Below are 26911 nucleotides of genomic sequence, written 5' to 3'. Positions count from 1 at the left end.
TTCTGGAACATTCCAAGGCCGGCGGCGCTTCGGATCAACCCTTCAGGGCAGATTCGCAGGTGTGGGTTGAGGAATGTCCAAGCCATCTAAAACAAGGGTAATGACATGAAGAAGGCAAAACTGAGCCTCGCCTGGCAAATCCTCATCGGGTTGGTATTGGGGATCGCGTTAGGGGCCCTGCTCAATCACTTCAGCGCAGAAAAAGCCTGGTGGATCAGCAATATTCTGCAGCCAGCGGGTGACATCTTCATTCGCTTGATCAAGATGATCGTTATTCCGATCGTGATCTCATCTTTGATTGTCGGAATCGCCGGCATGGGCGACGCCAAGAAACTGGGCCGTATTGGGTTCAAAACCATTCTCTACTTTGAAGTAGTCACGACGATTGCCATTGTCGTGGGGTTACTGCTGGCCAACGTTTTCCATCCTGGCACCGGGATCGACATGAGCACGCTGGGGACCGTGGATATTTCGCAATACGAGAAGACCACTGCCGAAGTGCAGCACGACCATGCGTTCATCGCGACGATCCTCAATCTGATCCCGTCGAACATTTTTGCGGCCATCAGCCGTGGCGACATGCTGCCGATCATCTTCTTCTCGGTGTTCTTCGGCCTCGGTCTCTCCAGTCTGCAAGCCGAAGTGCGTGAGCCACTGGTGAAGGTGTTTCAGGGCGTCTCGGAAACCATGTTCAAAGTCACGCACATGATCATGAATTACGCGCCCATCGGCGTGTTTGCGCTTATCGCGGTGACGGTGGCTAACTTTGGTTTCGCCTCGTTGCTGCCGTTGGCCAAGCTGGTAATTCTGGTTTACGTCGCCATCGCCTTCTTCGCCTTTGTGGTGCTCGGCCTGATTGCGCGCCTGTTTGGCTTCTCGGTCGTGAAGCTGATGCGCATCTTCAAGGACGAGCTCATCCTGGCCTACTCCACGGCAAGCTCTGAAACCGTGCTGCCTCGAGTGATCGAGAAGATGGAGGCCTACGGCGCGCCGAAGGCGATCAGCAGTTTCGTGGTGCCAACCGGTTATTCGTTCAACCTCGATGGCTCGACGCTGTATCAAAGCATTGCCGCGCTGTTCATCGCGCAGCTGTATGGCATTGATCTGTCGATCGGGCAGCAACTGATGCTGGTGCTGACCCTAATGGTCACCTCCAAAGGCATTGCCGGCGTACCGGGCGTGTCGTTTGTGGTGCTGCTGGCAACGCTGGGCAGTGTGGGTATTCCGCTCGAAGGGCTGGCATTCATTGCCGGTGTCGACCGCATCATGGACATGGCGCGTACTGCGCTGAACGTGATCGGCAATGCGCTGGCAGTGCTGGTCATCTCCCGCTGGGAAGGCCTGTACGACGATGCCAAGGGCGAACGTTACTGGAAGTCGCTGGTGCGTGAGCGCAATAACGAGTCTTCGCCTGCGGGTCAGACCACAGTCGATTGATGTGTTGAGCGCTTGACTCCAAACCCCGGATTTCCGGGGTTTGTTGTTTGTGCGGGTTGAGGACAACCCCCGTAGGAGCGAATTTATTCGCGAGGCGTCGGCCATATAAATCCGGATGCGCCAGATACCTCGCTCGCGAATAAATTCGCTCCTACAGAAGACGTCGTACCGTCCCGCATTTTATGCGTATTAGGGTTTGTTGTTCCGCCCTGCGCCGCTATCATCCCCCGCATCTTTCGAGGGACTTACCGATGCTCAACGGCCTATGGCTTGGCTTTTTTCTGGTGGCGGCGGTGTCGGCGCTTTCGCAGTGGTTGATCGGCGGCAACGCTGGCATCTTCGCGACGATGGTCGAAAGCATCTTTGCCATGGCCAAGTTGTCGGTCGATGTGATGATTCTGCTGTTCGGCACACTGACCCTGTGGCTGGGCTTCCTGAAGATCGCGGAGAAGGCAGGCATCGTCGATTGGCTGGCCAAAGTCCTTGGCCCTTTGTTTACCCGCTTGATGCCGGAGGTGCCGCCCGGCCACCCTGCCCTCGGCCTGATCACCCTCAACTTCGCGGCCAACGCTCTGGGCCTGGATAACGCCGCCACGCCTATCGGGCTGAAAGCCATGCGCGCCTTGCAGGACCTGAACCCCAGTCAGACCATCGCCAGCAACGCGCAGATTCTATTCCTGGTCCTGAATGCTTCCTCACTGACGCTGCTGCCGGTGACGATTTTCATGTACCGCACGCAACAGGGCGCGCCTGACCCGACGATGGTGTTTCTGCCGATTCTGCTGGCAACCAGCGCCTCGACCCTCGTCGGTCTGCTCTCGGTCGCGGTGATGCAGCGGCTGCGATTGTGGGACCCGGTGGTGCTCGCCTACCTGATCCCGGGCGCATTATTGCTGGGCGGCTTCATGGCCGTACTGGCGGGACTGTCGGCCACGGCGCTGGCCACGTTGTCTTCGGTGCTGGGCAACGTCACCCTCTTTGGCTTGATCATCCTGTTTCTGGTGATTGGCGCGTTACGCAAGGTCAAGGTTTATGAGGCGTTCGTCGAAGGCGCAAAAGAAGGCTTCGACGTGGCGAAAAATCTGCTGCCGTATCTGGTGGCGATGCTTTGTGCGGTGGGCGTACTGCGGGCTTCGGGCGCGCTGGATTTGATTCTTGAGGGGATTCGGCACGTCACCCAGTGGTTTGGCGTGGACACCCGCTTTGTCGATGCCCTGCCAACGGCGCTGGTCAAGCCATTCTCTGGCAGCGCCGCACGCGCGATGCTGATCGAGACGATGCAGACCCAAGGCGTCGACAGCTTCCCGGCATTGGTCGCAGCGACTATTCAAGGCAGCACCGAAACCACCTTCTACGTACTGGCTGTGTACTTCGGCGCGGTGGGGATTCAGCGCGCACGCCATGCTGTCGGTTGCGCGCTGCTCGCGGAACTGGCTGGCGTGATCGCGGCGATCTTCGTTTGCTACTGGTTCTTCGGCGCCGCTGCGTAACTCTTCTGGCCCTGCTCCACCGTCCACTGCAGTAGCTGGGCCGTCAGCGTATCGCTGGCGCGCCCGAAGCCTGCAACCACCGCTGGCACTTGTTTGTCAGTTACCGGTTGATGCACCTCGAAACGGCGACTGGCGATAATGCGCTGCCGCTCGTTGACGATGCGGGCGTCCAGTCGAATCACCACTTCAATGGCTTGTGCGGTGTATTCGCTCTGGAACGCCTGCAGCTCCCCGCCCAGCTCGAAATCCGCCTGCAGATTGCTGTCATCGGTACTGATCGACTGCACTCGCCCGTCGCGATAAAACGCATCGGTCAGCCGGTTACGCAGCAGCACCGGGGCCGGATCGCTCCAACGCGCGCCTTTGTAGCTGCTGATGACATCGCCCTGAGGGATGACCGCAATGCCGGGACTGTCCAGCGCTTCACTGGCTTTAGGCCGCACGATGCGCAATGACCACGGGACCGACGTCAGGTTTTTCGCGGCAGTAGTGGCGGTCGGCAAGCGGTAAACATCGGAGGGCTCAGTCTTGGGCAAGATCGAGCAGCCGCTCGCCAGCAGGATCACGCTCAGGATCGCCAAACGACCCATGGACTGACGGGCAAGCCTCATGGCTCGAACTCCTTGTTCTTGTCACTGCCGAGTAAATAGCCACTGGGGTTGGCGTCCAGACGGCGGGAAATGGTTTTCAGCGAGGTAAGGGTCTCACGCAGCTCGCGAATCGCCGGGCCCAGTTCGCCAAGCCCCTGCATGCCGCCGTTGAGCGAATCCTGATTGCGCGTCAGCAATGCGTTGATCCTGGCGCTGCTCTGCTCCAGAGACTTCATGGCGTTCTCGGCGCTGCCGATCACCTGCTTGCCGTCGCTGGTCAGTAACGTATTGGCGTTGCGCATCAACAGCGAAGTCTGTTCCAGCGTGCCGCCAGCCTGTTTGCTGAGAACCGTCAGTTGCTTGAGGGCCTGGCGAATGTCGTCGCGTTGATCAGAAATCGCTCCGGTGGTTTGCTCAAGGTGCTGGAGAGTCTGGGTCAGCGTTTGTACGTTGCTGGAGGAGAACATCTCGTTGGCGTTGTGCAGCAGCACGTTGATGTTGGTCAGCAGGTCGTTGCTGTTATTCAGCAGGCGCGCAATGGGCGATGGCGCGGCGATGATGACCGGTATCTTGCCGTCTTCGCCCACCAGCTCAGGGCTTTGGGGTGTGCCACCGCTGAGCTGAATGATCGATGTGCCGGTAATGCCGTTCAGGGCGAGTTTGGCCTGCGTATCATCCTTGATGGGCGTGTCCCCGGTGACACGAATCTGCGCCAGAACCCGGCGCGGGTCCTGCGGATCGAGCTTGAGCTGGATAACGTCACCCACCTTGATCCCGCTGTACTGCACGGCGCTGCCACGGGAAAGGCCGGTCACCGCTTCGTTGAACACGACCTGATAGTCCTTGAAAGCGGTGTCGACGCTTGATTTGGCCAGCCACAGGCCAAACAGCAGCGCTGCGGCGACCACGATCACGGTGAACAAGCCGATCAACACGTGATGGGCACGGGTTTCCATCCTCAGACCTCTTTTTGATGATTGGCGGCGGCGTAGGCCATGCGGCCCCGAGGGCCATGAAAGTATTCGTGAATCCACGCATCGTTTGTGGCGGCGACCTTGTCGATGCTGTCGGCGACCAACACACGTTTTTGCGCCAGCACGGCGACGCGGTCGGTGATGGTGTACAGCGTGTCCAGGTCGTGGGTGACCAGAAACACGCTCAAGCCCAAGGCATCGCGCAGGGTAAGGATCAATTGATCGAACGCCGCCGCGCCAATAGGATCGAGGCCTGCGGTGGGTTCGTCGAGAAAGAGTATGTCCGGGTCCAGCGCCAGAGCCCGGGCCAACGCCGCGCGCTTGATCATCCCTCCAGATAGCGACGCCGGGTATTTATGTGCCGCTGACAACGGCAACCCGGACAACGCCAGCTTGATGCCGGCCAGATGTTCGGCTTCCTCGCGGCTCAACCCGGCGTGCTCGACCAGCGGCAACGCGACGTTCTCGGCAATGGTCAGCGATGAAAACAAAGCGCCCTTTTGAAACAGCACACCGAAACGTCGCTCAACTTGCGAGCGCCCTTTCTCCGACAAATTCTGAAGATCCTGACCCAATACGCGGATGTTGCCCTCATCCGGGCGGCGCAGCCCGACGATGCTGCGCAGCAACACCGATTTACCGCTGCCGGAGCCGCCGACCACGGCGAGGATTTCACCGCGATACAAATCCAGATCCAGGTTTTCGTGCACGCTCTGGGTGCCGAAGCGATTGCACAGGCCGCGCACTTCGATCACCGCTTCGGTGGGTTGTACGCAGCGTTTGGTCACCAGCCCAGCTCCATGAAAAACATCGCCGCCAGGGCATCAAGCACGATCACGACGAAGATCGACTGCACCACGCTCGATGTCGTGTGCGCGCCGACCGACTCAGCGCTGCCCGTGACTTTGAAGCCCTCAAGACAGCCAATCGATGCAATGAAGAAGGCAAAGATCGGTGCCTTCACCATGCCCACCAAAAAGTGTTGAACGCCGATGTCGGCCTGCATCAGCGACAGGAACATCGCTGGCGAGATATCCAGCGACAGCGCGCAAACCACGCCGCCGCCTACGATGCCGCAGACCATCGCCAAAAACGTCAGCATCGGCAGTGAAATCAACAGCGCAATCACCCTGGGCACCACCAGCAGCTCTGTAGGACTCAAGCCCAGCGTCCGGATAGCGTCGATTTCTTCGTTCGCCTGCATCGAACCAATCTGTGCGGTAAAAGCGCTGGCGGTGCGCCCGGCCATGAGAATCGCCGTGAGCAGTACTGCGAATTCTCTGAGAAACGAGAACGCCACCAGGTCAACGGTGAAGATCGTCGCACCGAAGGCCCGCAGCACGGTAGCGCCGAGAAACGCCACCACCGCCCCCACCAGAAATGTCAGCAACGCCACGATGGGCGCCGCATCCAGCCCGATCTGCTCGATATGGGCGATGATCGAGGTGGTACGCCAGCGCTTGGGGCGAAACAGATTCAGCGCGATGGTTTGCAAAATCAGGCCGACGAAACCAAGCAGTTGCAGCGTGTCCTTCCAGATCACATCCACCGCGCGACCGATCCGCTCCAGCAGCTGCATGCCGACGGCTTTTTCCGGATCTTTGACCGGCGCACAGTAATCGCACAGCGCCGCCTGGATGGTCTGCATCAACGCGCGGCTGGATTCCGGCAGATTGGGTGCCTGCACTGACAGCAGACGAAGACGCTCGACGCCAAGCAGTTCAACCAACAGCGATGCGCCCGCGGTGTCCAGCGCCCCCAGCTGACTCAAGTCAACGACCGTGCTGGCGCTGAATCCGTCGCGCAGGACTTCGGTCTGATGACGCAAGCTGGGGTAGTGGGCGAGTGTCCAGTCTCCGGTAATCCGAAGCTGCGTGGGACTGCTCGCAGTATCCAGTAGGGCGCTGCCCGAAGATTTCGGTGCGCGAGTAGCCGGCGTGAGGGACGAATTCATGGCGACGAGCTTAGTTGGTATTGGCAGGGTCGGAAGGCGCCGCAGCAGGCGTCTTTTTCTCGGACGTGGCCTTGTCCGAATCGTCTGCATCATAGCTGTCCGCGCCCGGTTTCAAACCCGCAGGCGTAAATCTTTTGCGGGTCACGGCCGGTTGATCCCGATCCGTCACTTCAAAGCGCAAGACGCCGATCATCTGTCCATCGTCTGTGAGCACCCTCACCTGCCATTTGCCGAGCACGTCCGGCGGGAAGTTCTGCTTATGGGTCCAGGCGCGATAACCCTCTTCCCGGCCGCCGTGGATATCCAGTGCGATGCGATCGACTTCCTTACCGTTGTGGCGCCATACGTGATAAATGCGCTCATCTAGCCCACGGGGTGCATTGATTGAGGTATAGGCGTACAGGCCTCCACCGCGAAGCTGGTTAACGCCGATCTCCTGGATGCTGTCGCCAGGGGTACGGCTCTGGTTATCAAACGTGGTACTGACTGCAACTTCGGTGAGCCACAGTGTCGCTGGCGGCACCCATGAGCGCAGCAGCCAGCCTGCGCCGCCGATGGCCAGCGTCATCACCACAAGCCCCACGCCGCGACGCCAATTGTTGATCGGGAAGCTCGACGCCAGGCTCGGGAATGCCAGCAGCATGGCAGTGATCAGCGACAGCTTGTAACTCTCGGCGGTGGTCAGGTGAAGAATGATCGGCAGAGCGGTCAGCAATGCTGCGAACAGCGTGAGCGTGTGCAGCGCCATGAACAGCCAGCGCTTGGGCGCCAGCCATTTGTAGTACAGCGGGTCGATGATGGAGATCAGCCCGGCGGCGCCCAGCAATCCGGTGAATACCAGCTGGCCGCTGTTCCAGGTAGTGGTGATGAAGAAAAACGGCAGCACAAAAAACAGGCTTTCCTGGTGAATCATCTGTGTGCCGTAGCGCAGCAGCGGCTTGGGAATCTCCTTTTTGAAGATTTTCGCGAACAGGGTCATGGCGCTGTTCTCGAACATCAGCCAGATCCAGCTCAGCAGCAGAATGACTGCAATCCACGTCGCCAGCTTGGCCTGACGATCCACCAGCATGAAACTGCCGATCCCCGAGCAAAAACCGAACAGCGCGATAACACCGGGATAGCGCTTCATCAGCCCGAGGACGCGCTGTACAGCTGAATGATTGACGAGGGCGTTCCAGTCCGGCATTTCGCTTGTTCACTTTGTTGTAGGAAAAATCTTTTGCAGGGTATCAACATCCGGCACGCAACAAACTGTCGGAAATCCCTCCGTATCCAGCCGGGCACGCGTGGAACTGTGGGAGGGAGCTTGCTCGTGATTCGCTACTTCGCGCTCGGCAGATGTGGCGAATGTACCGGCCTCATCGCGAGCAAGCTCCCTCCCACAATAAGAACCAGCCCGTTTTTTAGGAGAGCGCTTCTAAAGTGGCCGTCTCTTGTACGCCCACACCCGCCAGACGATCAGCAACACAATCAGCGCAATCAACACCACGCCTATACCGTACAGCTCGTCATAGCTGAGCAGCGGTTTCTCGATGCGCAAGTAGCCAGGCTGCGCGAGCATCTTGCGCAAGGCCTGATTGGCCAGGTCCAGGCTGACGGCGCGTGTGCGCTTGGTCGGGTCGTCGAAACGACCATCGGTGTAATCGTTGATTGCGCCCCAGTAATAATCGGCCAGCGCGCTGTTGCCTTGCACGGCCCAAGCCTGCTTGGCGATAGACCCTTGCTGCAAGCGCGCGAAAGTCGCTGGATCAAGCCCGTCTTTGCGCAGACGTGCCAGCATTGAGCGCGTCGCTGTCACCGCACCATCGATATCGTCGCGGTCCACGTCGGCGTTCAAGCTAAGAAAACCGGTATCGCCGAAGACTTCGCGATCCGACCACGGGCCATATGAAAACCCCTTATCCAGACGCAATTCGCTGTAAAGCGCCCAATCCAGATAAGTTTTCACCATGTCCCATGTTTCGTCGTGTTGTTCGCCCAGGTCAGGCTCGGGGAAGAACAGATGCAGTTTGGCGTTATCCCCTAGCGTGCCGCGGGTCAGCACGCGTTCGGGGTCGGCTTTCTCGGTAATTTGGGGCAGCGCAGGGTGTTCGGTTGGGTCGACTGCGTTGAGCTGGCCGTAAGTGCGTTCAAGATAAGCCGGTAACAGGCGATCGAGATCCCCGACGATGATCAGCGTCATATTGTTGGCCGCGTACCAACCGCTGTGGATGTCTTCTATCTGATCGACCGTCAGATGCTCCACTTCCGGGCGTTCGGAACATTTAAGCCCAAGCTCCACTGCCAACTGATTGCTGGCGCTGTGCCCTTGATCACGCAGATCGAGCAAGCGCTGCAGGTGAGAATGATGGCCGCCGTCTTCGTGTTCGACGATGCGTTTGGCGTTGTCCAGATTGGCTTGATTGATCTGAGTATGCGTGAGCACGTTGAGCAGCAGGTCCAGCACTTTGCGTTGGTTTTGCGCCGGGGCTTCGATCACGAATGTGGTGTCGGCGTTGCTGGTGAATGCATTCCAGTCCCCGCCCAGCGCCTGCATTTGCTCCTCGAGGCCTCCTTCCCCCCTGTCATCGACGCCGCTGAACAGCAAATGCTCAAGCACATGGGGCAGCTCTTTGTCGGCGCAGTTGAAATCATCGAAACCAATGCCGACCACGAGGCGGATCGACACATGACCCTTCTCGGCGGGCTTGAGCAGCAATTGCAGACCATTGGGCAACACGTACCCCTCGACCTGAAAGCGGTCGAGCGCCATGGACGGAAGAGAGATCAACAGTAAAGAGACGAGAAGCAGGCAACGCATAAAACGGGCTTCCTTGCGGGCCGGTATGTGTAACAGACTTCAAACCGGCCCCTGCGTTCACCGGGATCAGTCGGGCAACGGCTCGCTAGAGAGCGCACCTGTGTCAGTGTTCCCGAGAACTGCATACGCGCTGCTGCAAAACATCGAGTTCAGGCGCTTCATATCTGCGATCAGTTCCAGATGCAGCGAGCTGGTTTCGATACTTTGCACGATCTTACGTTGCAACCTGCTGACATGAGCGTGTGCCAGACGCCGTTCCTGTGCCCGGAAACGTCGTTTTTCACGCAGCAGTTGGCGGGCGCTTTCAGGATCGCCACTGAGAAACACCGACAATCCCAATCGCAGGTTGGACATCAACTGCGCATGCAAGCCCGACAGCTCTTCAAGTCCGACTTCAGAGAAAGAACGGCCCTTGGAGGTTTTTTGCTGCTGAACCTTGCGCAGCATGCGCTCGATCAGACCGCTGGCCAGCTCGAGGTTGATTGTCAGCTCGATAATTTCGGCCCAGCGGCGGTTGTCCTGGTCGCTCAAGTCTTCGCGTGGCATTTGCGCCAGATACAGCTTGATGCCGTTATAGAGCACCTCGACGTCGTCGTTCAGGCGGCGTACTTCCTGAGTCACGGCCGTCTGGTTGCCGCGTAGCACTTCTTGCATGGCATTGAGCATGCTGTCGATCAAATCGCCCATGCGCAGGGTTTCGCGCACTGCATTGGCCAACGCCAGGCTCGGAGTCGCCAGCGCTGTCAAATCCAGATGACGGGCTTTGATTTGAGTATTGGTCTCGGGCTGCTCCGGCAACATGGCGGCGCACAACCGCCCCATCGGACCGACCGTCGGCAGCATGATCACGCAACGCAGAGAGTTATAGATAACGTGGAAACTGATCACCAGGCTGGCGGGACTCAGCTCCAGCGAGTCCATCCAGTTTACCAACGGGGTCAGGACTGGGGTAATCAGCAACAGGCCGATCAATTTGTAGAGCAGGCTGCCAAGCGCGACCTGGCGGCCGGCGACGTTCTGCATGCTGGTGCTGAGAAACGCCAGCAACCCGCTGCCGATATTGGCGCCGATTACCAGGCCGATGGCGACAGGCAAGCTGATGATTTCTGCGCCGGCCAGGGTTGCAGTCAACAACACGGCGGCCAGGCTGGAATAGGATATCAGCGCGAACATGGCGCCAACCAGGGCGTCCAGCAGCAGGTCACCGGTCAGCGAGGCAAACAGCACTTTCACGCCGGCGGCTTGAGTGATTGGTGCAGCGGCACTGACGATCAGTTGCAGTGCCAGAATGATCAAACCCAGGCCGATTCCCACTCGGCCGAACTGGCCAGCACGGGTCTGCTTGCGCGACAGGAAGAAAATCACGCCGAGAAAAATCAGCAGCGGCGACAGCCACGATAGGTCGAAGGTGAGGATACGAGACATCAGCGCCGTGCCGACGTCCGCGCCGAGCATGATTGCCAGCGCAGGCGTAAGGCCCATCAAGCCCTGACCGACGAATGAGGTCACGAGCATGGCCGTTGCGTTGCTGCTTTGCACAAGTGCCGTGACTAAAATCCCGGCGATAAAGGCCAACGGACGCTTGGACATGTTCTGGCTAAGGATACGGCGCAACTGCGAGCCGTAAACGCGCAGAATCCCGGTCCGAACGATGTGGGTGCCCCAGATCAGCAGCGCGACGGCAGACAGCAAATCGAGCAGGGTCAGCATACAAAAAGCCCCCTGAAGGTTGCCCATATGGGCAAAAAATGAAAGGTGCAGCGTGTAGCGAGCATGAGCTGTGAAAGCTGCTCAACTAAGCTTTAGTCGGCTTGAGGCCTTATTGCCAGCATCGCACACGGAATAGCGGTTTTGAAACAAATCTGTCACAAATCAGGCGTTTGACCGCTGTCCACCTGTAGGAGCGCGCTTGCCCGCGATATTCCTCAGCCTATTGAAATAGCTGCAGATGACACACTGCCATCGCGGGCAAGCGCGCTCATACCAATACCTCGCCCAAAAAAACGGGGCAACTCATGCCCCGTTTTCGCAGCGCAAGCCTAACAGGGCTTTATTGACCCGGTACGTCCTTGCGAAGTTTCACAGGGTCGCTCATGGCCTTCTTCTTGGCCATCGACATGCGCATCTTGATGTTGATTGCTTCCACCGCCAGCGAGAACGCCATCGCAAAGTACACGTAGCCCTTTGGCACATGCACATCAAACGCATCGGCGATCAGCACTGTGCCGACCACGATCAGGAACGACAGAGCGAGCATCTTCAGCGACGGATGCTGATCGATGAAGCGGCTGATAAACCCCGAGCACAGCATCATGACCAATACGGCAACGATGATCGCAGCCACCATGACCGGTACGTGGGACACCATGCCGACAGCAGTGATGACCGAATCCAGAGAGAACACGATGTCGATGATCGCAATCTGGATGATGGTGTAGATGAACGTGCCCCCTTTGCCTTTGGGCTCATCAAGGCTTTCTTCTTCACCCTCCATGCCGTGGTAGATCTCTTGCGAGCTTTTCCACAGCAGGAACAGACCGCCGAAGAACAGGATCAGGTCGCGCCCGGAAATACCTTGTCCCAGCACAACGAACAGATCGGCCGTCAGCTGCATGACCCAAGTGATCGACAGCAACAGCAGAATCCGAGTGACCATGGCCAGCGCCAGGCCGAAGATCCGCGTACGCGGCTGCATCGACTTGGGCATGCGGCTGACCAGAATCGAAATCATGATGATGTTGTCGATGCCCAGGACGATCTCCAGGGCAGTCAGGGTAAAGAAAGCAACCCAGATTTCCGGGTTGGTCAGCCATTCCATTTGGTAATCCTTTGAGCAGGTCTATTGCTCGCCGGCGCCTGTCGCGACAGCGAGGGAATCATTGGCCTTACAGACTGCTGAACAGAGGGAAAATCCCCATCAGCAACGCGGCGACCATTATGCACAGGCAAACCAGCACCGCCCACTTGAGGGTAAAACGTTGGTGATCGCCAAATTCGATACCGGCCAATGCCACCAGCAGGTAGGTGGACGGCACCAGTGGGCTGAGCAAGTGGACCGGCTGGCCCACGATCGAGGCACGTGCCATTTCTACCGGGCTGATCCCGTAATGGGCAGCGGCTTCGGCCAGCACCGGCAAGACGCCGTAGTAGAACGCGTCATTGGACATGAAGAAGGTGAACGGCATGCTGACCAGCGCCGTGATCACAGCCAGATACGGCCCCAGTGCGTCCGGAATCACAGCCAGCAGACTTTTCGACATCGCATCGACCATGCCGGTACCCGACAGGATACCGGTGAAAATACCGGCTGCGAAGATCAACCCGACGACTGCCAGAACGCTGCCAGCGTGCGCGGCGATACGGTCTTTCTGCATGTCTAGGTTCGGGTAGTTGACGATCATGGCGATGCTGAAGGCCACCATGAACAGCACCGGCAGTGGCAGCAGGCCCATGATCAGGGCCACCATCAGGGCAAGGGTCAATAGGCCGTTGAACCAGATCAGTTTAGGGCGGCGAGCCTCAGGGAACTGCGACACGCTGATCTCGCTGTGATCGACTTCATCGCCCGGCAGGTGCAGTTCGCCAAGGCGAGCGCGCTCACGTTTACCGTAGACGTAGGCGATAACCAGAATCGCGACGACGCCGGCGAGCATTGCAGGAATCATGGGCACGAAAATGTCGGAGGGGTCCACATGCAGCGCACTGGCCGCCCGTGCAGTCGGACCGCCCCACGGGGTCATGTTCATCACGCCGCCCGCCAGGATAATCAGGCCAGCCATGATGCGGGGGCTCATGCCCAACCGGCTGTACAGCGGCAACATGGCCGCGACGCAGATCATGTAAGTGGTTGCGCCGTCACCGTCCAGGGAAACCACCAGCGCCAATACAGCGGTGCCGACCGAGACTTTTACCGGGTCGCCTTTGACCAGCTTGAGAATCTTGCGTACGGCCGGATCGAACAACCCTGAATCGATCATCAGGGCGAAATACAGAATGGCGAACATCAGCATCACGCCGGTCGGCGCAAGCTTGGTGATGCCAGCCAGCATCATCGGCCCGATTTCAGAGGCGAAACCGCCGAACAGTGCAAATACGATCGGCACCAGGATCAAAGCGATCAGCGCCGACAGGCGTTTGCTCATGATCAGGTACATAAAGGCGACAACCATGGCGAAGCCGAGGAAGGTCAGCATAGGAATACTCCAGGCAAAACGTGATTTGAGAAAGACAAGAGAGACGAATCAGCTCAAATCAACGGCGCTTGGGTAGGGAGCGAATCAGGGTTGGAGTGCGGGGTGTGGTGCGGGGTACGAGCAAGCATCAGGTTCACCAAATTTGTTGTTGTTGACTGGGCCGGTGAACGTCGAAACGTCCTGCCTGGCTGACCGGTCTTTTGCCGGCGGTGGAGGGATCCTAATGCGCGAAGCTTTCAGCCAGCTTTCGCAGGCTTTTCCGTTGATCGTTAAATGAACGATGAAGCGATTGACGCTAGGGAGTGTCTGACGCTGTAACTGACTTCGGAGAACAGGCCATGAGCGAGTTGCACACGGGTGGATGCCATTGCGGCAATCTGCGGTATGAATTCGATGCGCCGCTGGCTGACATCGCGCACTGCCATTGCTCGATCTGTCGACGCACCTCGGGCGGGATCGTGATGACCTGGATCTCTGTGCCGATCACGTCATTCAAGTGGCTGGCGGGCAGTCCCACGGCATATGACTCCGGGCCGACATGCGTGCGTTATTTCTGCAATAACTGTGGGGCGCAGGTGGCGCTGCTGAGCCGCAACAGCCCGGAGGAAATGGACGTCACCATCGCCACTCTCGATCACCCGGAAGAAGCCGCTGCGTCGCGCCACATCTGGACAGACAATCGCCTGCCGTGGCTGCATCTGGATGAGCAGTTGCCGGGCGAGCCGGGAGAAACAATTTGATTATTTGATCGAATCAAAATTGTTGGAGGGAGGCTTGCCCGCGAAGTCGTCACCGTGTTCTACCTGTTGGAACCCTATGTTCTGCTTCGCGGGCAAGCCTCGCTTCAATAGATCCGGGAGCGATGTTAGGGCAGCTCCAGCCCACCCGCAGCTTTGTGAAGCGCCCGAAGATGTTCGCCGACCTGTTTGAGATTGTCCTCGGTGGCAGCGATTTCCTTCGCGCGATCAGGTTCCAGCAGCGCCCTCACCTCCTTGTCCAGATCACCGGTCAACCGCTGCAACTGCTTTTGGCGCTGGCTGCTCTCTGCCTCAAGTCGCTGCCATTCCCCTTCCTGGGGCAATCCATATCCACCGCTGCCGAGCAGTTCTGCCGGACGACTGAGGAAGCCGCTGTTAGCGAGAATGTCTTGCAGCGTGCCGGTTGCGTGGGCAACGCTGTTGTCCTTCTGCTCCCGAGCGCTGAGATATCGCTGTTTCACTTCATCCTGTGCCAGCAGCAATTGCCGACGCAGGCTGGCTTGTTCTAGCAGCAACATCGCCGCGCTGGTACGCAAGTCCGCCTGAGCGAACCAAGGCGCGCGCTCTTTGGCGGGCAACGCGAGCCAATCCTCGACACCGGACTGTTTGACCGGCAGATTTTTGCGCAGCACATCGAACATCGCCTGATAGCGGTCGCGATAGGAATCGAAGCGATAGCCCAGGCGCAGCGCTTCTTTCGGATCGTCCAGCACGCTTGTGTCCGCCAGCCCTCGCCCTTTGAGTACTTCGAGCAAGCCGTTGGGCAAAATACTGTCCAGGCCCTGAAGTTTTGGATCGTTGGTGCCACTGCGCAGCAGCTTGAGGTTTTCGACTGCGCAGTTGTTCGAGATGAACCAATAATTGCCGTCGTACGCCCAGTGCATCTCGGCGGCGTGCTGCACCAGTCCGTCGATCTCGTCACGAGAAAGCTTCATCGGCACCGACGCCAGGCTGCGCAGTTCGGTCTTGGTGTATTCGTCGATCACTTGGCCCAAGGGCAAAACAAACAGCCGCGAAGGATAGGCGCCAGTGAGGCCGCTCCAACTCGACAGCTGTAGATCATTTACAAACGCGCGATAGGACAGCACCAGATGTTGGTCCAGATCCAGTCGGCAATCCGGGCCGCGAGGGCGTCCAGGTTTGCAAATCACCAGGCGCAGCATCGAATGGCCCCAGCGGCTGACCAGATTCTGATTGGCTTCGGCCAGCAGGTAGTCCACTTCGTACACGCGTTCAGGATCAAGTTTGCCCAGCGGCTCGCGCGCAAAGTCGTTTCCCGCGTTGAGGAACGGATAGCTCTTCGGACATTCATCCTTACTTGCGGGCGCCCAGCCAAAATGCTGTTTGTAGTAGTCATAAAGCGCGGGGCGTCGGCAGGCGTAGGCCGGATCGAGCAGGAAATACTCCATGTTCACGGCAACGAATTCGAGCGGGCTGCTGATTTCGTAGATGTCCGGACTGCGCGCGACCTGACCGTTCTTCTCTTCCCGGTCCCCTCGTCGCCCGACATATTGCGGCCAGCCTGCTAGGTCCAGCAGGCGCGGGTCATCGCTCAGGGTGAAACGGCGATCCGTCTGGCCTCGACATTCATCCGGCAGCCCGACCTTGCCCAGACTGTTTTCACGGCGTCCACACATGATGATGAGCGAGCGCTGATTTTCAGGCCAGAACTGGCCGCGATCATAGATGTGCGTCAGCTCGTGCAGCACCGTGGCGAGCATTTCTTTGCGCACGGTGCCGTGAGGACGTGTGGTTTTTGTGGTGGCGGCACTGCCGTCAGTCAATGAGGCCAACAGGTTGCGATTCAAGTCCAGCTGTCCGGACCCGTCCGCCTGGCCGTAGGCGTTGGCTGGCATGTGATCGGACCAGCTCACATCGACCTTGCGATCAAGCTTGCTAACAAAGAGCGGCGGCAACGCGGCTAGCGCCTCATTGAGCAGCGCCTGACTGGCTTGCTGTTGATCGGCGCTCAAGCCTTCGGCGGTAAGCGACAGCGTGAGGTCGGCAAATGCGCTGTTGCACAAAAGCGTGAGCGCAGATGCCATCAGCCAGACGGCAATTGGCCTCACAGTGCGAGGATGGCTTCGGCGAGTACTTGATCGCTGGCATTGCGGGCCTCTGGCAGACGTTCGCGCAGGGTATTGAAGGCTGCGTCGAGCTGGGCACCGTGGATGTCGCCGTTGGTGGCGACGTAGCTGGCGGCGTCGTCCTTGGCTGCCAGGACGATTTTCGAGTCGCGAATAGATGTAGTGGTGTCCGACGTGAAGTCGATGGTGCGGCCAAATGCACGAACAACGATGTTACTGGTGGCTTTCAAGGTTTGGGCTTGAGCCATGCCTGCCAGCATAAGCAGGCCCAGCGTGACAGCGATCAACGGGGTACGCATGGAACGTCTCCAGAAATACAGAAGATACAAAGTGGTCATTGGACGAGGATTGCTTGCGCCAGTTCAAGGTCGCTGGCACGAAGTTTTGGTCGAGTCTGGCGCAGATACATCAAGGCCGACTCCAGCTGTGCTCCCCGCAGTTGGCCGTCACTGGCAAGAAAGGCTGCAGCGTCATCCTGGGCGGCAAGTATCAGTTTGTTATCGAATGGTCCGGTCGTCACTTGAGTTGTGGCGAACCCGGTTTTGACCAGGCTTTGCGTGGTGACATCGAAAGCCTGTGCCTGGGAGATCCAGAGCAGGCTGACAATTGTCGCAATCGACAGGCAAGGCGATAAAGGCATGAGACTCGGGGTACGGGTAAATCGAGCTGCAAGGCTAGCGCAATGCCCTGTTCAGAGCTAGTCCGAGAAGCAGGGCGCGCCGGGCAGGAAGCTGTCTGATTGCTGAATCAGATGGCCAGGATTGCCTGCGCTAACTGCGCGTCACTTGCCTGCATCTGTGGAGCTATTTCACGAATGTGCTGGAAAGCACCTTCCAGCTGAGCGCCGCGGATATCACCGTTGGTGGCGACGAAGCTGGCGGCATCCTCGCGAGCGGCGAGGACGATTTTGTCGTCTTTCAAAGAGGATGAGATTTTGGACGTTGCGTTGGACGACGCGTCAAGGGCGCGGACCACGGCATCAGTTGTGACAACGAAGCTCGAAGCGCTGGCGCTGGTGGCAGCAATCAGCAAAGCGGCGCCGGACAATAGACAAAGGCGAGACATAGTAGAACTCCATAGAGTCACAGGGAAAGCCACGCTCGCGAAGGGGGGCGAGAACAGGCGTCGCTGGGACGGGGTTTGATAATTGGTGCAAAGATTAGCGTAGCGAAGGGGTTAGCACTATCACGGCGTATTGCCAGCGGCTTCGGCGGCGGCTGACGCTGACGACAATCGACCTGGAGCCCTTGGAAAGCAGAGACTGTACCTGTTGTTGGTAAAATCTCCATAACTGTACTAGTGCCTTAAATTACTCTGCTGAAACGACAAAACCCGTCGCAGTTACCCGCGACGGGTTTTGTGTTAAGCAATTCGGGGTGCTGGTGAGAAGGCTATTCGCCTTTGGACCAGCGGACGCTAATTTAGCGCCAGAACGGCTTGCTCAGCTCTTCGTAACGTTGCGATTCGCTGATACCTGCGTCGGCCAGAAGGCGCGAATCCAGACGAGCCAGTTGATGGCGGCTGGAAAGGCGACGCTGCCAAAGCATCAGATTAGCGAAAGCGCGCAGAGGCAACGAGGCTTGGGCGGTTTTTGCGGTTTCTTCGTAGAACAGATCGGAACTGACTGTACGTTCCATGGTGCTTCTTCCTTCCGCTTATGGCGGGATTAGATAGTGACTTGATTGGTGCCAATCTTCCTCTCGTTTTAGCGCTCACTACAGACACAGTTCATTTGTATTGTAAGAGTTCAGTTAACTGTTCAACGGCACTGTTTGGTTCAAATTTGGGCCAACTGTACTTGTTGGCACCAGAATAGTGCGTTTATCCTTCTTTTAGCATTGGACGGTGATTTTTAGAGGATAAATAGACAGGTACAGCAGTACAGTTTTTTCCATTTACGCGATCAGTAATTGGAGACTGATAACAAAAGGTCGTCATCAGCTGGAAACTGTTTTATTAGGCAGGAAGCATTCGGCCTATTTCTTCCAGATTGATGTGCCAAGCCAGTGCGTCGCGCAGCACATGCGGGGTGTGGCCCCCCATGGCGCACGCACGTCTAAAGTAGTCATTCAGGGCATCTCGATAAGCAGGATGCACACAGTTGTCGATGATGACCCGCGCCCTTTCCCGAGGTGCCAGGCCACGCAGATCAGCGAGTCCTTGCTCGGTGACAAGGATATCCACATCGTGCTCGGTATGATCGACGTGGCTGACCATAGGCACCACGCTTGAAATAGAACCGCCCTTGGCAATGGATTTGGTCACGAAGATTGCCAAATGGGCATTACGGGCAAAGTCTCCAGAGCCGCCAATCCCGTTCATCATCCGTGTGCCGCCGACGTGAGTGGAGTTGACGTTGCCGTACAAATCGAACTCCAGCGCAGTGTTGATCGCGATGATCCCCAAGCGGCGCACCACTTCCGGATGGTTGGAAATTTCTTGCGGTCGCAATAACAGTTTCGGTTTGTACTGGTCGAGGTGGTTGTAGACCGAGCCATGCTTGCGCTCGGAAAGTGTCATGGAGCTGCCCGAAGCGAAGCTCAGCTTGCCAGCTTCAAATAAATCGAAAGTGGAGTCCTGCAAGACTTCCGAATACATAGTCATGTCGTGAAAGGGTGAGTCGAGCAACCCCGTCATCACCGCATTGGCGATGGTGCCGACGCCTGCCTGTAAAGGCATGAGCTGATTGGTCAGCCTGTTCTGTCGCACTTCGTTCTTGAAAAACTCCACCAGATGTCCGGCAATGCTCTGGGTTTCGCTGTCCGGCGGTAAAACCGTTGACGGGGAGTCGGCCTGATTGCTGATCACGATCCCAACGATCTTCGAGGGATCGATCTGGACCGCAGGGTTGCCGATACGACTGTCGGGTTTCAAGACCGGAATTGGCAGTCGAGTCGGCCGGTAGCTGGGTATATAGATGTCGTGCAGACCTTCAAGCTCCAGCGGCTGCGCCAGATTGATCTCGACGATTACCTCCTTGGCGAGAATCGCGAAGCTGGCGGAGTTACCTACCGAGCTGCTGAGCACTAGATGGCCTTCCTCGGTGATTGCCACGCATTCGATAACAGCCAGGTCTACAGCAGTGATCTGGCGGTTACGCAGTTGTTCGACGGTGTCCGAAAGATGCTGGTCGATGAACATCACCGTTCCATCGTTGATCGCCTTGCGCAGGGTGCTGTCGACCTGAAATGGCATGCGTCGTGACAGCACGCCGGCTTCGGTCAACTGCTTGTCGAGGTCGTTGCCAAGGCTGGCGCCCGTCATCAGGCTGATCTTCAGCGGCGTGGTCTTGGCGCGTTCGGCCAAAGCCTGTGGGACCGCCTTGGCTTCTCCTGCGCGAGTGAAGCCACTCATGCCAACGGTCATGCCGTCCTTGATCAAAGAAGCGGCATCAGCCGCGCTCATTACTTTGCTCATCAGCGACGGCAGGCGGATACGTTCACGGTACATGGATTGTTATCTCGGACGGGGTAAGCGAGCGCCCAGTCTAGAGCGTGAAGTTTTTTTCGTCCCACTACCAAGGTCGCATTGGAGGGCTCTAATTAGAGGGTTTCAGGACAAAACACTGTTGCCCAGAATGTAAAAACCCTCCAGCCGATGACCGCGCTGGAGGGTTGTTATGTAGCGGGCCAGAGCAATTATTCGACGGCTTTGACCATGTCTTCGATGACCTTTTTAGCGTCGCCGAACACCATCATGGTTTTGTCTAGGTAGAACAGTTCGTTGTCCAGACCGGCATAACCGCTGGCCATCGAGCGCTTGTTGACGATGATGGTCTTGGCCTTGAACGCTTCGAGGATTGGCATGCCGGCAATGGGCGATTTCGGGTCGTTCTTCGCCGCAGGGTTCACCACGTCGTTGGCGCCCAATACCAGCACCACATCCGCCTGGCCGAACTCGGAGTTGATGTCATCCATCTCGAACACCTGGTCGTAAGGCACTTCGGCTTCAGCCAACAAAACGTTCATGTGGCCGGGCATCCGGCCTGCCACCGGGTGGATCGCGTACTTCACGGTCACGCCGCGATGGGTCAGCTTTTCAGTCAGCTCTTTAAGCGCGTGCTGCGCGCGAGCCACTGCAAGGCCATAACCCGGCACGATGATCACAGTATCAGCGTTGGTTAGCAGGAAGGTCGCGTCGTCAGCAGATCCGGATTTCACTGGGCGAGCTTCTTTAGTACCTGCAGCAGCGCCTGTATCAGTTGCACCACCGAACCCGCCGCCGATCACGTTGAAGAAGGAGCGGTTCATGGCCTTACACATGATGTACGAGAGAATCGCGCCCGATGAACCCACCAAAGAGCCTGCAATGATCAGCATCGAGTTATTCAGCGAGAACCCGATTCCTGCTGCTGCCCAGCCCGAGTAGCTGTTGAGCATGGAAACCACGACCGGCATGTCGGCGCCGCCAATCGGGATAATCAACAGCACACCGATCACGAAGGCCAGGATCAACATGACGCTGAAGGCAAACAGGCTGCCGGTGAACATAAAGGTCAGGCCGAAGAACAGGGTCGCCAGGCCAAGAATCAGGTTCAGCTTGTGCTGACCCGCGAATTGCACCGGTGCGCCTTGAAACAGACGGAACTTGTACTTGCCCGACAACTTCCCGAAGGCGATGACGGAACCGGAAAAGGTGATCGCACCAATTGCTGCGCCGAGGAACAACTCCAGCCGGTTACCGGCAGGGATCGGATCGCCCAAGTGGTGAACGATCCCCAATGATTGCGGCTCTACCACGGCGGCAATGGCGATGAACACCGCTGCCAGACCGATCATGCTGTGCATGAAGGCGACCAGTTCCGGCATTTTGGTCATTTCGACGCGCTTGGCCATGATCGAGCCGGCCGTGCCGCCAACCAGCAGGCCGATGATGATGTAGCCGATGCCTGCGGTTGCACCGTCGGTGGACAGCGCCGCCAGCTTGTACACCAAGCCAACGGTGGTGAGCACTGCCAAGCCCATGCCCAGCATGCCAAACAGGTTGCCGCGACGTGAAGTGGTCGGGTGGGACAAGCCTTTGAGCGCCTGGATGAAGCAGATCGCCGAGACCAGATACAACAGCGTGACCAGGTTCATGCTCATTACTTTGTCACCTCTGTTTTAACTTTGGGCGCTTTCTTCTTGAACATCTCAAGCATTCGCCGGGTAACCAAGAACCCGCCGAATACGTTGACGGCGGCCAGGGCAACGGCAAGCGTGCCCATGGTTTTGCCCAGAGGGGTAACGGTCAACGCAGCCGCAAGCATGGCGCCGACGATGACGATGGCGGAGATGGCGTTTGTGACAGCCATCAGAGGGGTATGCAGCGCAGGGGTGACGTTCCAGACCACGTGGTAACCGACGTAAATCGCCAGCACGAAAATGATCAGGTTATAGATCCCGGGCGAGATGAACTCTTCCATTATTTTTATCCTCAGCCGTTCTTGCGGATGACTTGGCCGTCGCGGCACATCAGGCACGCGGCGACGATGTCGTCTTCGAGGTTGATCTCAAACTGGCCTTCCTTGGTGAACACCAGCTTCAGGAAATCCAGCAGGTTGCGGGCGTACAGCGCGGACGAATCGGCGGCCACCATGGCGGGCAGATTGGTATGACCGACGATGGTCACGCCATGCTCAATCACCACTTGGTCGGCGACGGTCAGCGGGCAGTTGCCGCCTTGCGCTGCGGCGAGATCGATTACCACCGACCCTGGCTTCATTTGCGAGACGGTGTCGGCGCTCAGCAACACCGGCGCCTTGCGGCCCGGGATCAGAGCCGTGGTGATGACGATGTCCGCCAGTTTCGCGCGTTCGTGCACGGCAACTGCCTGGCGCTGCATCCAGCTAGCAGGCATCGGGCGGGCGTAACCACCGACACCCACAGCGGCTTCACGCTCTTCGTCGGTTTCGTACGGAACGTCGACGAATTTCGCACCCAGGGATTCGATTTGCTCCTTCACCGCAGGACGCACATCGGACGCCTCGATGACTGCGCCCAGCCGCTTGGCTGTAGCAATGGCCTGCAGTCCGGCAACGCCTGCGCCGAGAATCAGCACGCGGGCGGCCTTTACGGTGCCAGCGGCGGTCATCAGCATCGGCATGAAGCGCGGATAGTGATGGGCTGCCAGCAATACCGATTTGTAACCGGCAATGTTGGCTTGCGACGACAGCACATCAAGACTTTGCGCGCGGGAAGTGCGTGGCGCGGCTTCAAGCGCAAACGCGGTAATTCCGCATTCGGCCATTTTGCCGATGATCTCGTTATTGAAAGGGTTGAGCATCCCGACAACGATCGTGCCCCGTTTGATCAGGGTCAGTTCGCTGTCATTGGGAGCGACAACCTTCAAGATCAACTCCGCGCCGAATGCATCGCTGACGCTGCCAATCGTCGCACCTGCCGCTTCATAGGCATTGTCCGGAACGCTGGCAGTTATACCCGCCCCCGTTTGAACGGTGACTTTATGACCTTGGCCGATGAGCTTTTTGATGGTTTCCGGGGTTGCAGCAACCCGCGTTTCACCCGTCTGGGTTTCGAGAGGGACACCAATGTGCACGTCAAATCTCCTGCGTGATCTTTTTTATGCTTAGAAAAATAGGCCAGCGCGCTACGGATGGCGCCTCTGGGGCAGCGATCACCACGTCCCTGCCGAGAATGGCGGGGCGCGGCATTTTGCAGGTCAGGCGTTGCCCCATCAAGAAGTTCTGTAACTGGTCGTAACTTTTACTACAAATTACCCTGTGACCGTTTGACGCAATAAAGCGCTGCAAGCCTTGTGTTTATTGGTTTGTAGCTTGTCAGATGGTATTCGAAGAAATTTTTACCTTGTGGCTGTTCAGTATCTAAATTCAGGCTGCAGGGCACGCTCCACAAAGCCTGTAGCGTGTTTTCGATAACAGACACTGCTGTTTCTTAAATGCGACAAATTAGGACATTTGTAGGCTTGCAAATCGACTGACTACAGAGTCAACAAATTATTTAGTCAATTGAATCAGGGAAGTGCGTACTGCTCAGCTTGTTCCACTAACCAGTCGCGAAAGGCCCTCAGTGATGCTGACTCCACTTTTCGCTCAGGAATCATCAGGTAATAGGCTTTCAGGCTCGTCAATGCATGTGGGTTAGCGACAACCAGGCGGTTCTCGGCCAGCTCGCGCTGAATCAGGAAGGGCGGAATGAGCGCGACCCCCATGTCGTGCATCGCCGCTTGCGCGAGCATGGAGAATAGCTCGTAACGCGGGCCTGTCATGTCGCGAGGGATATTCAGGTTCATGGCGTTGAACCACTGGCGCCACGCATAGGGCCGGGTGGTTTGTTGCAGCAGCGGCATCTCGGCCAGCTGTTTAGCACTCAGATGTGATCGGTGGCTCAGCAGCGCCGGGCTACAGACAGGCATGGGATTCTCGCTCATCAAGCGATGAGACTCGGTCCCGGACCAGTCGGCATCGCCAAAGTAGATGGCCGCATCAAACTCGGTATCGGCAAACAGGAACGGGCGAGTGCGGTTGGTGAGGTTAATGGTGACGTTAGGTTGGCGTTGCTGAAAATCTTTGAGTCGGGGCAGTAACCACTGAGTGCCGAAGGTGGGAACAACTGCCAGCTCGATCACGTTGGTGCCCTGATGACCCATCACTGAAAGCGTATCGCGCTCGACGGCATCCAGCTGCGTGGCAACTCTTCGGCTGTAGGAAAGGCCTGCTTCGGTGAGTTTTACTCCGCGCCTGGAGCGTCGGAACAGTTCCACGTTCAGGAACTCCTCAAGGCTGCCAATCTGTCGGCAAATTGCACTTTGCGTCAGAGAAAGCTCCACGGCAGCCTTGGTAAAGCTCTCGTGGCGGGCAGCTGCTTCGAAGCTGACCAGCGCAGCAGTACTCGGAATTTTGCGGCGCATGTACAGCTACCTCACCAATGGGTACGGAATTGGGCTGATTAATGTGTTACGGAGTGAGAAATTAGCACAACACAGTGAAATATCATCGTTTGCCCGATGGGGAATCGGCGCCTAGGATCACTGCACGACTATTGCGCGGATCAGCGCACGCACCGATCACGAGGAGATTTTTCATGGGCGCCAAAGCGAGCTTTAGCTGGATCGATCCGCTGTTGCTGGATCAGCAGTTAACTGAAGAGGAGCGCATGGTGCGCGACAGCGCTGAGCAATTCGCCCAGGACAAGTTGGCGCCGCGTGTCCTCGAAGCCTTCCGCCATGAGAAAACCGATCCCGCCATCTTTCGCGAGATGGGCGAAATCGGTCTGTTGGGCGCCACCATTCCTGAGGTGTACGGCGGAAGCGGGCTGAACTACGTGTGTTACGGCCTGATCGCTCGCGAGGTAGAGCGCGTGGATTCCGGTTACCGGTCCATGATGAGTGTGCAGTCCTCTCTGGTCATGGTGCCAATCAATGAATTCGGCACTGAGGCGCAGAAACAGAAGTATCTGCCCAAGCTCGCCTCTGGCGAATGGATCGGATGCTTTGGCCTGACCGAGCCCAATCATGGTTCTGATCCCGGTGCGATGATCACTCGAGCGAAGAAGGTCGAAGGCGGCTATCGCCTGTCCGGTAGCAAGATGTGGATCACCAACAGCCCTATCGCTGATGTGTTCGTAGTCTGGGGCAAGGACGACGAAGGTGACATTCGTGGTTTCGTGTTGGAGAAAGGCTGGCAAGGCCTGAGCGCGCCTGCCATACACGGCAAGGTTGGTTTGCGCGCCTCTATAACAGGCGAGATTGTGATGGATAACGTATTCGTGCCCGAAGAAAACATCTTTCCAGACGTGCGCGGTTTGAAGGGGCCGTTTACTTGCCTCAACTCCGCCCGCTATGGCATTTCCTGGGGTGCACTGGGTGCAGCTGAGTTTTGTTGGCACACCGCGCGTCAGTACACGCTTGATCGTCAGCAGTTCGGGCGTCCGTTGGCTGCCAATCAGTTGATCCAGAAGAAGCTCGCCGACATGCAGACCGAGATCACTCTGGCGTTGCAAGGTTGCCTGCGACTAGGGCGGATGAAGGATGAAGGTACTGCCGCAGTTGAAATCACCTCCATCATGAAGCGTAACTCTTGTGGCAAGTCTCTGGATATCGCCCGTATGGCGCGGGACATGTTGGGCGGTAATGGGATCTCTGACGAGTTCGGCATTGCACGGCACCTTGTGAATCTGGAGGTGGTGAATACCTATGAAGGTACGCACGATGTTCATGCGCTGATTCTTGGTCGTGCTCAGACCGGCATTCAGGCTTTCTATTAAGGAGTTGTCATGGGCGCGCTTTCACATCTGCGGGTACTGGATTTGTCCCGAGTCCTGGCGGGCCCTTGGGCTGGGCAGATTCTTGCTGACCTTGGTGCCGACGTCATCAAGATCGAGCGCCCCGGCAATGGTGATGATACTCGTGCGTGGGGTCCTCCTTTTCTGAAGGATGCCAATGGGGAAAACACCAGTGAGGCTGCTTATTACCTGTCAGCGAATCGGAACAAGCAGTCAGTCACCATCGACCTCACCCTGCCAGAGGGTCAGAAGCTGGTACGTGAATTGGCGGCAAAGTCGGACATCGTCATTGAGAACTTCAAGGTAGGAGGTTTGAAGGCCTACGGGTTGGACTACGAGTCTTTGCAGGCAGAGAACCCTCGATTGATCTATTGCTCGATCACCGGCTTTGGCCAAACTGGGCCCTATGCCAAGCGCGCTGGTTACGACTTCATGATCCAGGGGTTGGGTGGATTGATGAGCCTTACTGGTCGTCCGGAGGGTGAAGATGGTGCGGGGCCTGTAAAGGTAGGCGTAGCACTGACGGATGTCCTGACGGGGCTTTATTCGACGTCGGCCATTCTGGCGGCGTTGGCGCACCGCGATCAGGGTGGTTTCGGGCAACATATTGATATGGCGCTACTGGATGTTCAGGTCGCCTGTTTGGCCAATCAAGCGATGAATTACCTCACTACAGGCGTAGCTCCTCGTCGCTTGGGCAATGCTCATCCCAACATCGTCCCTTATCAGGATTTCCCCACCGCCGATGGCGACTTCATCCTGACGGTGGGAAATGACAGCCAGTTTAGGAAGTTTGCTCAGGTTGCCGGTCAGCCGCAGTGGGCGGAGGATCCGCGGTTCTCTTCTAATAAGCAGCGTGTGGCGCATCGGGCCGAGTTGATCCCTCTTATTCGCCAGGCGACCGTGTTCAAAACAACGGCCGAATGGGTGACGTCGCTGGAGTCAGTTGGGGTGCCGTGCGGGCCTATCAATGACGTGGCTCAGGTTTTCGCCGATCCGCAGGTACAAGCGCGAGGCTTGGCGATCTCGCTGCCTCATGCATTGAGCGGAGTGGTGCCTCAGGTTGCAAGTCCTATCAGGCTCTCGGAAACGCCTGTTGAGTACAGGCGCGCCCCACCGATGTTAGGTGAGCACACCCGGGAGGTTTTGACGCGGGTACTTGGGATGACTGATGAGGCTATCATCGCACTGCGTGCTGCCGGAGTACTGTAGCTGTAGCGGCTGTACCTATATAGAGAAGGATCCATATTCCCCTATATATAGGTTGCTAGAACTTTTTCGGAATGAATGCGAATTAAGGGGTTGACGCCCCTGAGGATCTGTCTATAATTCGCCCCACTTCCGGCGCAGACGAAACGGAAAACTTCTTGAATATCAAGTAGTTGG

The 26911-nt window shown here is 57.6% G+C and carries 24 protein-coding genes; 5 read left to right on the top strand and 19 right to left on the bottom strand.

Annotated elements, in window-relative coordinates; genetic code table 11:
• Positions 1-105: 105 nt before the first annotated feature.
• Positions 106-1437, top strand: a complete 1332-nt coding sequence (gltP, locus tag ACWKWM_RS19590; protein WP_483847727.1) for a glutamate/aspartate:proton symporter GltP — start codon at positions 106-108, stop codon at positions 1435-1437.
• A gap of 251 nt (positions 1438-1688) precedes the next feature.
• The gene (locus ACWKWM_RS19585) at positions 1689-2927 is read left to right on the top strand and encodes a nucleoside recognition domain-containing protein (protein WP_483847726.1); all 1239 of its coding nucleotides are present in this window, start codon (positions 1689-1691) and stop codon (positions 2925-2927) included.
• Here the strand turns inward: ACWKWM_RS19585 and ACWKWM_RS19580 are convergent.
• The 9 genes from ACWKWM_RS19580 to ACWKWM_RS19540 form a co-directional block, all read right to left on the bottom strand.
• Complete coding sequence (locus ACWKWM_RS19580; protein ID WP_483847725.1) at positions 2900-3538, bottom strand: ABC-type transport auxiliary lipoprotein family protein; 639 nt, start codon at positions 3536-3538, stop codon at positions 2900-2902. The genes ACWKWM_RS19585 and ACWKWM_RS19580 overlap by 28 nt on opposite strands.
• Positions 3535-4473 carry an MlaD family protein gene (locus ACWKWM_RS19575; protein WP_483847724.1) on the bottom strand — a complete coding sequence of 313 codons (939 nt, stop codon included), beginning with the start codon at positions 4471-4473 and terminating at the stop codon, positions 3535-3537. Before ACWKWM_RS19575 ends, ACWKWM_RS19580 begins: the two co-directional genes overlap by 4 nt.
• A gap of 2 nt (positions 4474-4475) precedes the next feature.
• On the bottom strand, positions 4476-5279 hold the full coding sequence (locus ACWKWM_RS19570; RefSeq protein ID WP_483847723.1) for an ABC transporter ATP-binding protein: 804 nt from the start codon (positions 5277-5279) through the stop codon (positions 4476-4478).
• Positions 5276-6445, bottom strand: a complete 1170-nt coding sequence (locus ACWKWM_RS19565) for an MlaE family lipid ABC transporter permease subunit (RefSeq protein ID WP_483847722.1) — start codon at positions 6443-6445, stop codon at positions 5276-5278. Before ACWKWM_RS19565 ends, ACWKWM_RS19570 begins: the two co-directional genes overlap by 4 nt.
• A 10-nt stretch (positions 6446-6455) precedes the next feature.
• Entirely contained in the window at positions 6456-7631 is a 1176-nt protein-coding gene (locus ACWKWM_RS19560) for a DUF5924 family protein (protein WP_483847721.1), read from the bottom strand.
• Between the two features lie 231 nt (positions 7632-7862).
• Positions 7863-9245 carry a M16 family metallopeptidase gene (locus ACWKWM_RS19555; RefSeq protein WP_483847720.1) on the bottom strand — a complete coding sequence of 461 codons (1383 nt, stop codon included), beginning with the start codon at positions 9243-9245 and terminating at the stop codon, positions 7863-7865.
• Between the two features lie 66 nt (positions 9246-9311).
• Complete coding sequence (locus tag ACWKWM_RS19550; RefSeq protein ID WP_483847719.1) at positions 9312-10955, bottom strand: Na/Pi cotransporter family protein; 1644 nt, start codon at positions 10953-10955, stop codon at positions 9312-9314.
• Positions 10956-11295: 340 nt separating this feature from the next.
• Positions 11296-12063 (bottom strand): TerC family protein, encoded by a 768-nt coding sequence (locus ACWKWM_RS19545; RefSeq protein WP_483835360.1) that lies wholly within the window; start codon positions 12061-12063, stop codon positions 11296-11298.
• Positions 12064-12130: 67 nt separating this feature from the next.
• Positions 12131-13438: a CitMHS family transporter gene (locus ACWKWM_RS19540; RefSeq protein WP_483847718.1), complete on the bottom strand. Its 1308-nt coding sequence runs from the start codon at positions 13436-13438 to the stop codon at positions 12131-12133.
• A gap of 338 nt (positions 13439-13776) precedes the next feature.
• Here ACWKWM_RS19540 and ACWKWM_RS19535 point away from each other — a divergent pair, with 338 nt between their 5' ends.
• Positions 13777-14178 carry a GFA family protein gene (locus tag ACWKWM_RS19535; protein WP_483847717.1) on the top strand — a complete coding sequence of 134 codons (402 nt, stop codon included), beginning with the start codon at positions 13777-13779 and terminating at the stop codon, positions 14176-14178.
• Between the two features lie 125 nt (positions 14179-14303).
• Here ACWKWM_RS19535 and ACWKWM_RS19530 read toward each other — a convergent pair whose 3' ends face one another.
• The 10 genes from ACWKWM_RS19530 to ACWKWM_RS19485 all read right to left on the bottom strand — a co-directional run bounded on the left by ACWKWM_RS19530 (position 14304) and on the right by ACWKWM_RS19485 (position 24152).
• Positions 14304-16241, bottom strand: coding sequence for a DUF7844 domain-containing protein (locus ACWKWM_RS19530; RefSeq protein WP_483847716.1), 1938 nt, complete (start codon positions 16239-16241; stop codon positions 14304-14306).
• Between the two features lie 20 nt (positions 16242-16261).
• Complete coding sequence (locus tag ACWKWM_RS19525; protein WP_483847715.1) at positions 16262-16582, bottom strand: DUF2388 domain-containing protein; 321 nt, start codon at positions 16580-16582, stop codon at positions 16262-16264.
• 35 nt (positions 16583-16617) lie between these two features.
• The gene (locus tag ACWKWM_RS19520; protein ID WP_483847714.1) at positions 16618-16923 is read right to left on the bottom strand and encodes a DUF2388 domain-containing protein; all 306 of its coding nucleotides are present in this window, start codon (positions 16921-16923) and stop codon (positions 16618-16620) included.
• Positions 16924-17030: 107 nt separating this feature from the next.
• On the bottom strand, positions 17031-17348 hold the full coding sequence (locus ACWKWM_RS19515) for a DUF2388 domain-containing protein (RefSeq protein WP_483847713.1): 318 nt from the start codon (positions 17346-17348) through the stop codon (positions 17031-17033).
• A gap of 356 nt (positions 17349-17704) precedes the next feature.
• On the bottom strand, positions 17705-17920 hold the full coding sequence (locus tag ACWKWM_RS19510) for a DUF1127 domain-containing protein (RefSeq protein ID WP_268798615.1): 216 nt from the start codon (positions 17918-17920) through the stop codon (positions 17705-17707).
• A 319-nt stretch (positions 17921-18239) separates the two neighbouring features.
• Positions 18240-19733, bottom strand: a complete 1494-nt coding sequence (gene scpC / locus ACWKWM_RS19505; protein WP_483847712.1) for a succinyl-CoA:acetate CoA-transferase ScpC — start codon at positions 19731-19733, stop codon at positions 18240-18242.
• Between the two features lie 188 nt (positions 19734-19921).
• Complete coding sequence (locus tag ACWKWM_RS19500; protein WP_483847711.1) at positions 19922-21367, bottom strand: NAD(P)(+) transhydrogenase (Re/Si-specific) subunit beta; 1446 nt, start codon at positions 21365-21367, stop codon at positions 19922-19924.
• Positions 21367-21687 (bottom strand): NAD(P) transhydrogenase subunit alpha part 2, encoded by a 321-nt coding sequence (locus ACWKWM_RS19495; RefSeq protein WP_483835369.1) that lies wholly within the window; start codon positions 21685-21687, stop codon positions 21367-21369. The genes ACWKWM_RS19500 and ACWKWM_RS19495 overlap by 1 nt, the downstream gene beginning before the upstream one ends.
• Before the next feature lie 11 nt (positions 21688-21698).
• Positions 21699-22820 carry a Re/Si-specific NAD(P)(+) transhydrogenase subunit alpha gene (locus tag ACWKWM_RS19490; RefSeq protein WP_483847710.1) on the bottom strand — a complete coding sequence of 374 codons (1122 nt, stop codon included), beginning with the start codon at positions 22818-22820 and terminating at the stop codon, positions 21699-21701.
• Between the two features lie 435 nt (positions 22821-23255).
• A complete protein-coding gene (locus ACWKWM_RS19485; RefSeq protein WP_483847709.1) occupies positions 23256-24152 on the bottom strand; it encodes a LysR family transcriptional regulator in 897 nt (298 codons plus the stop codon).
• Positions 24153-24325: 173 nt separating this feature from the next.
• Between ACWKWM_RS19485 and ACWKWM_RS19480 the strand changes: the two genes are divergently transcribed.
• Together ACWKWM_RS19480 and ACWKWM_RS19475 are read left to right on the top strand one after the other, a co-directional pair.
• Entirely contained in the window at positions 24326-25507 is a 1182-nt protein-coding gene (locus tag ACWKWM_RS19480) for an acyl-CoA dehydrogenase (protein WP_483847708.1), read from the top strand.
• Between the two features lie 9 nt (positions 25508-25516).
• Entirely contained in the window at positions 25517-26737 is a 1221-nt protein-coding gene (locus ACWKWM_RS19475) for a CaiB/BaiF CoA transferase family protein (protein ID WP_483847707.1), read from the top strand.
• Positions 26738-26911 lie beyond the last annotated feature (174 nt).

It is taken from the genome of Pseudomonas rosaeacicularis, assembly GCF_057128745.1.
This window is presented reverse-complemented; position numbering and strand designations above follow the sequence as displayed.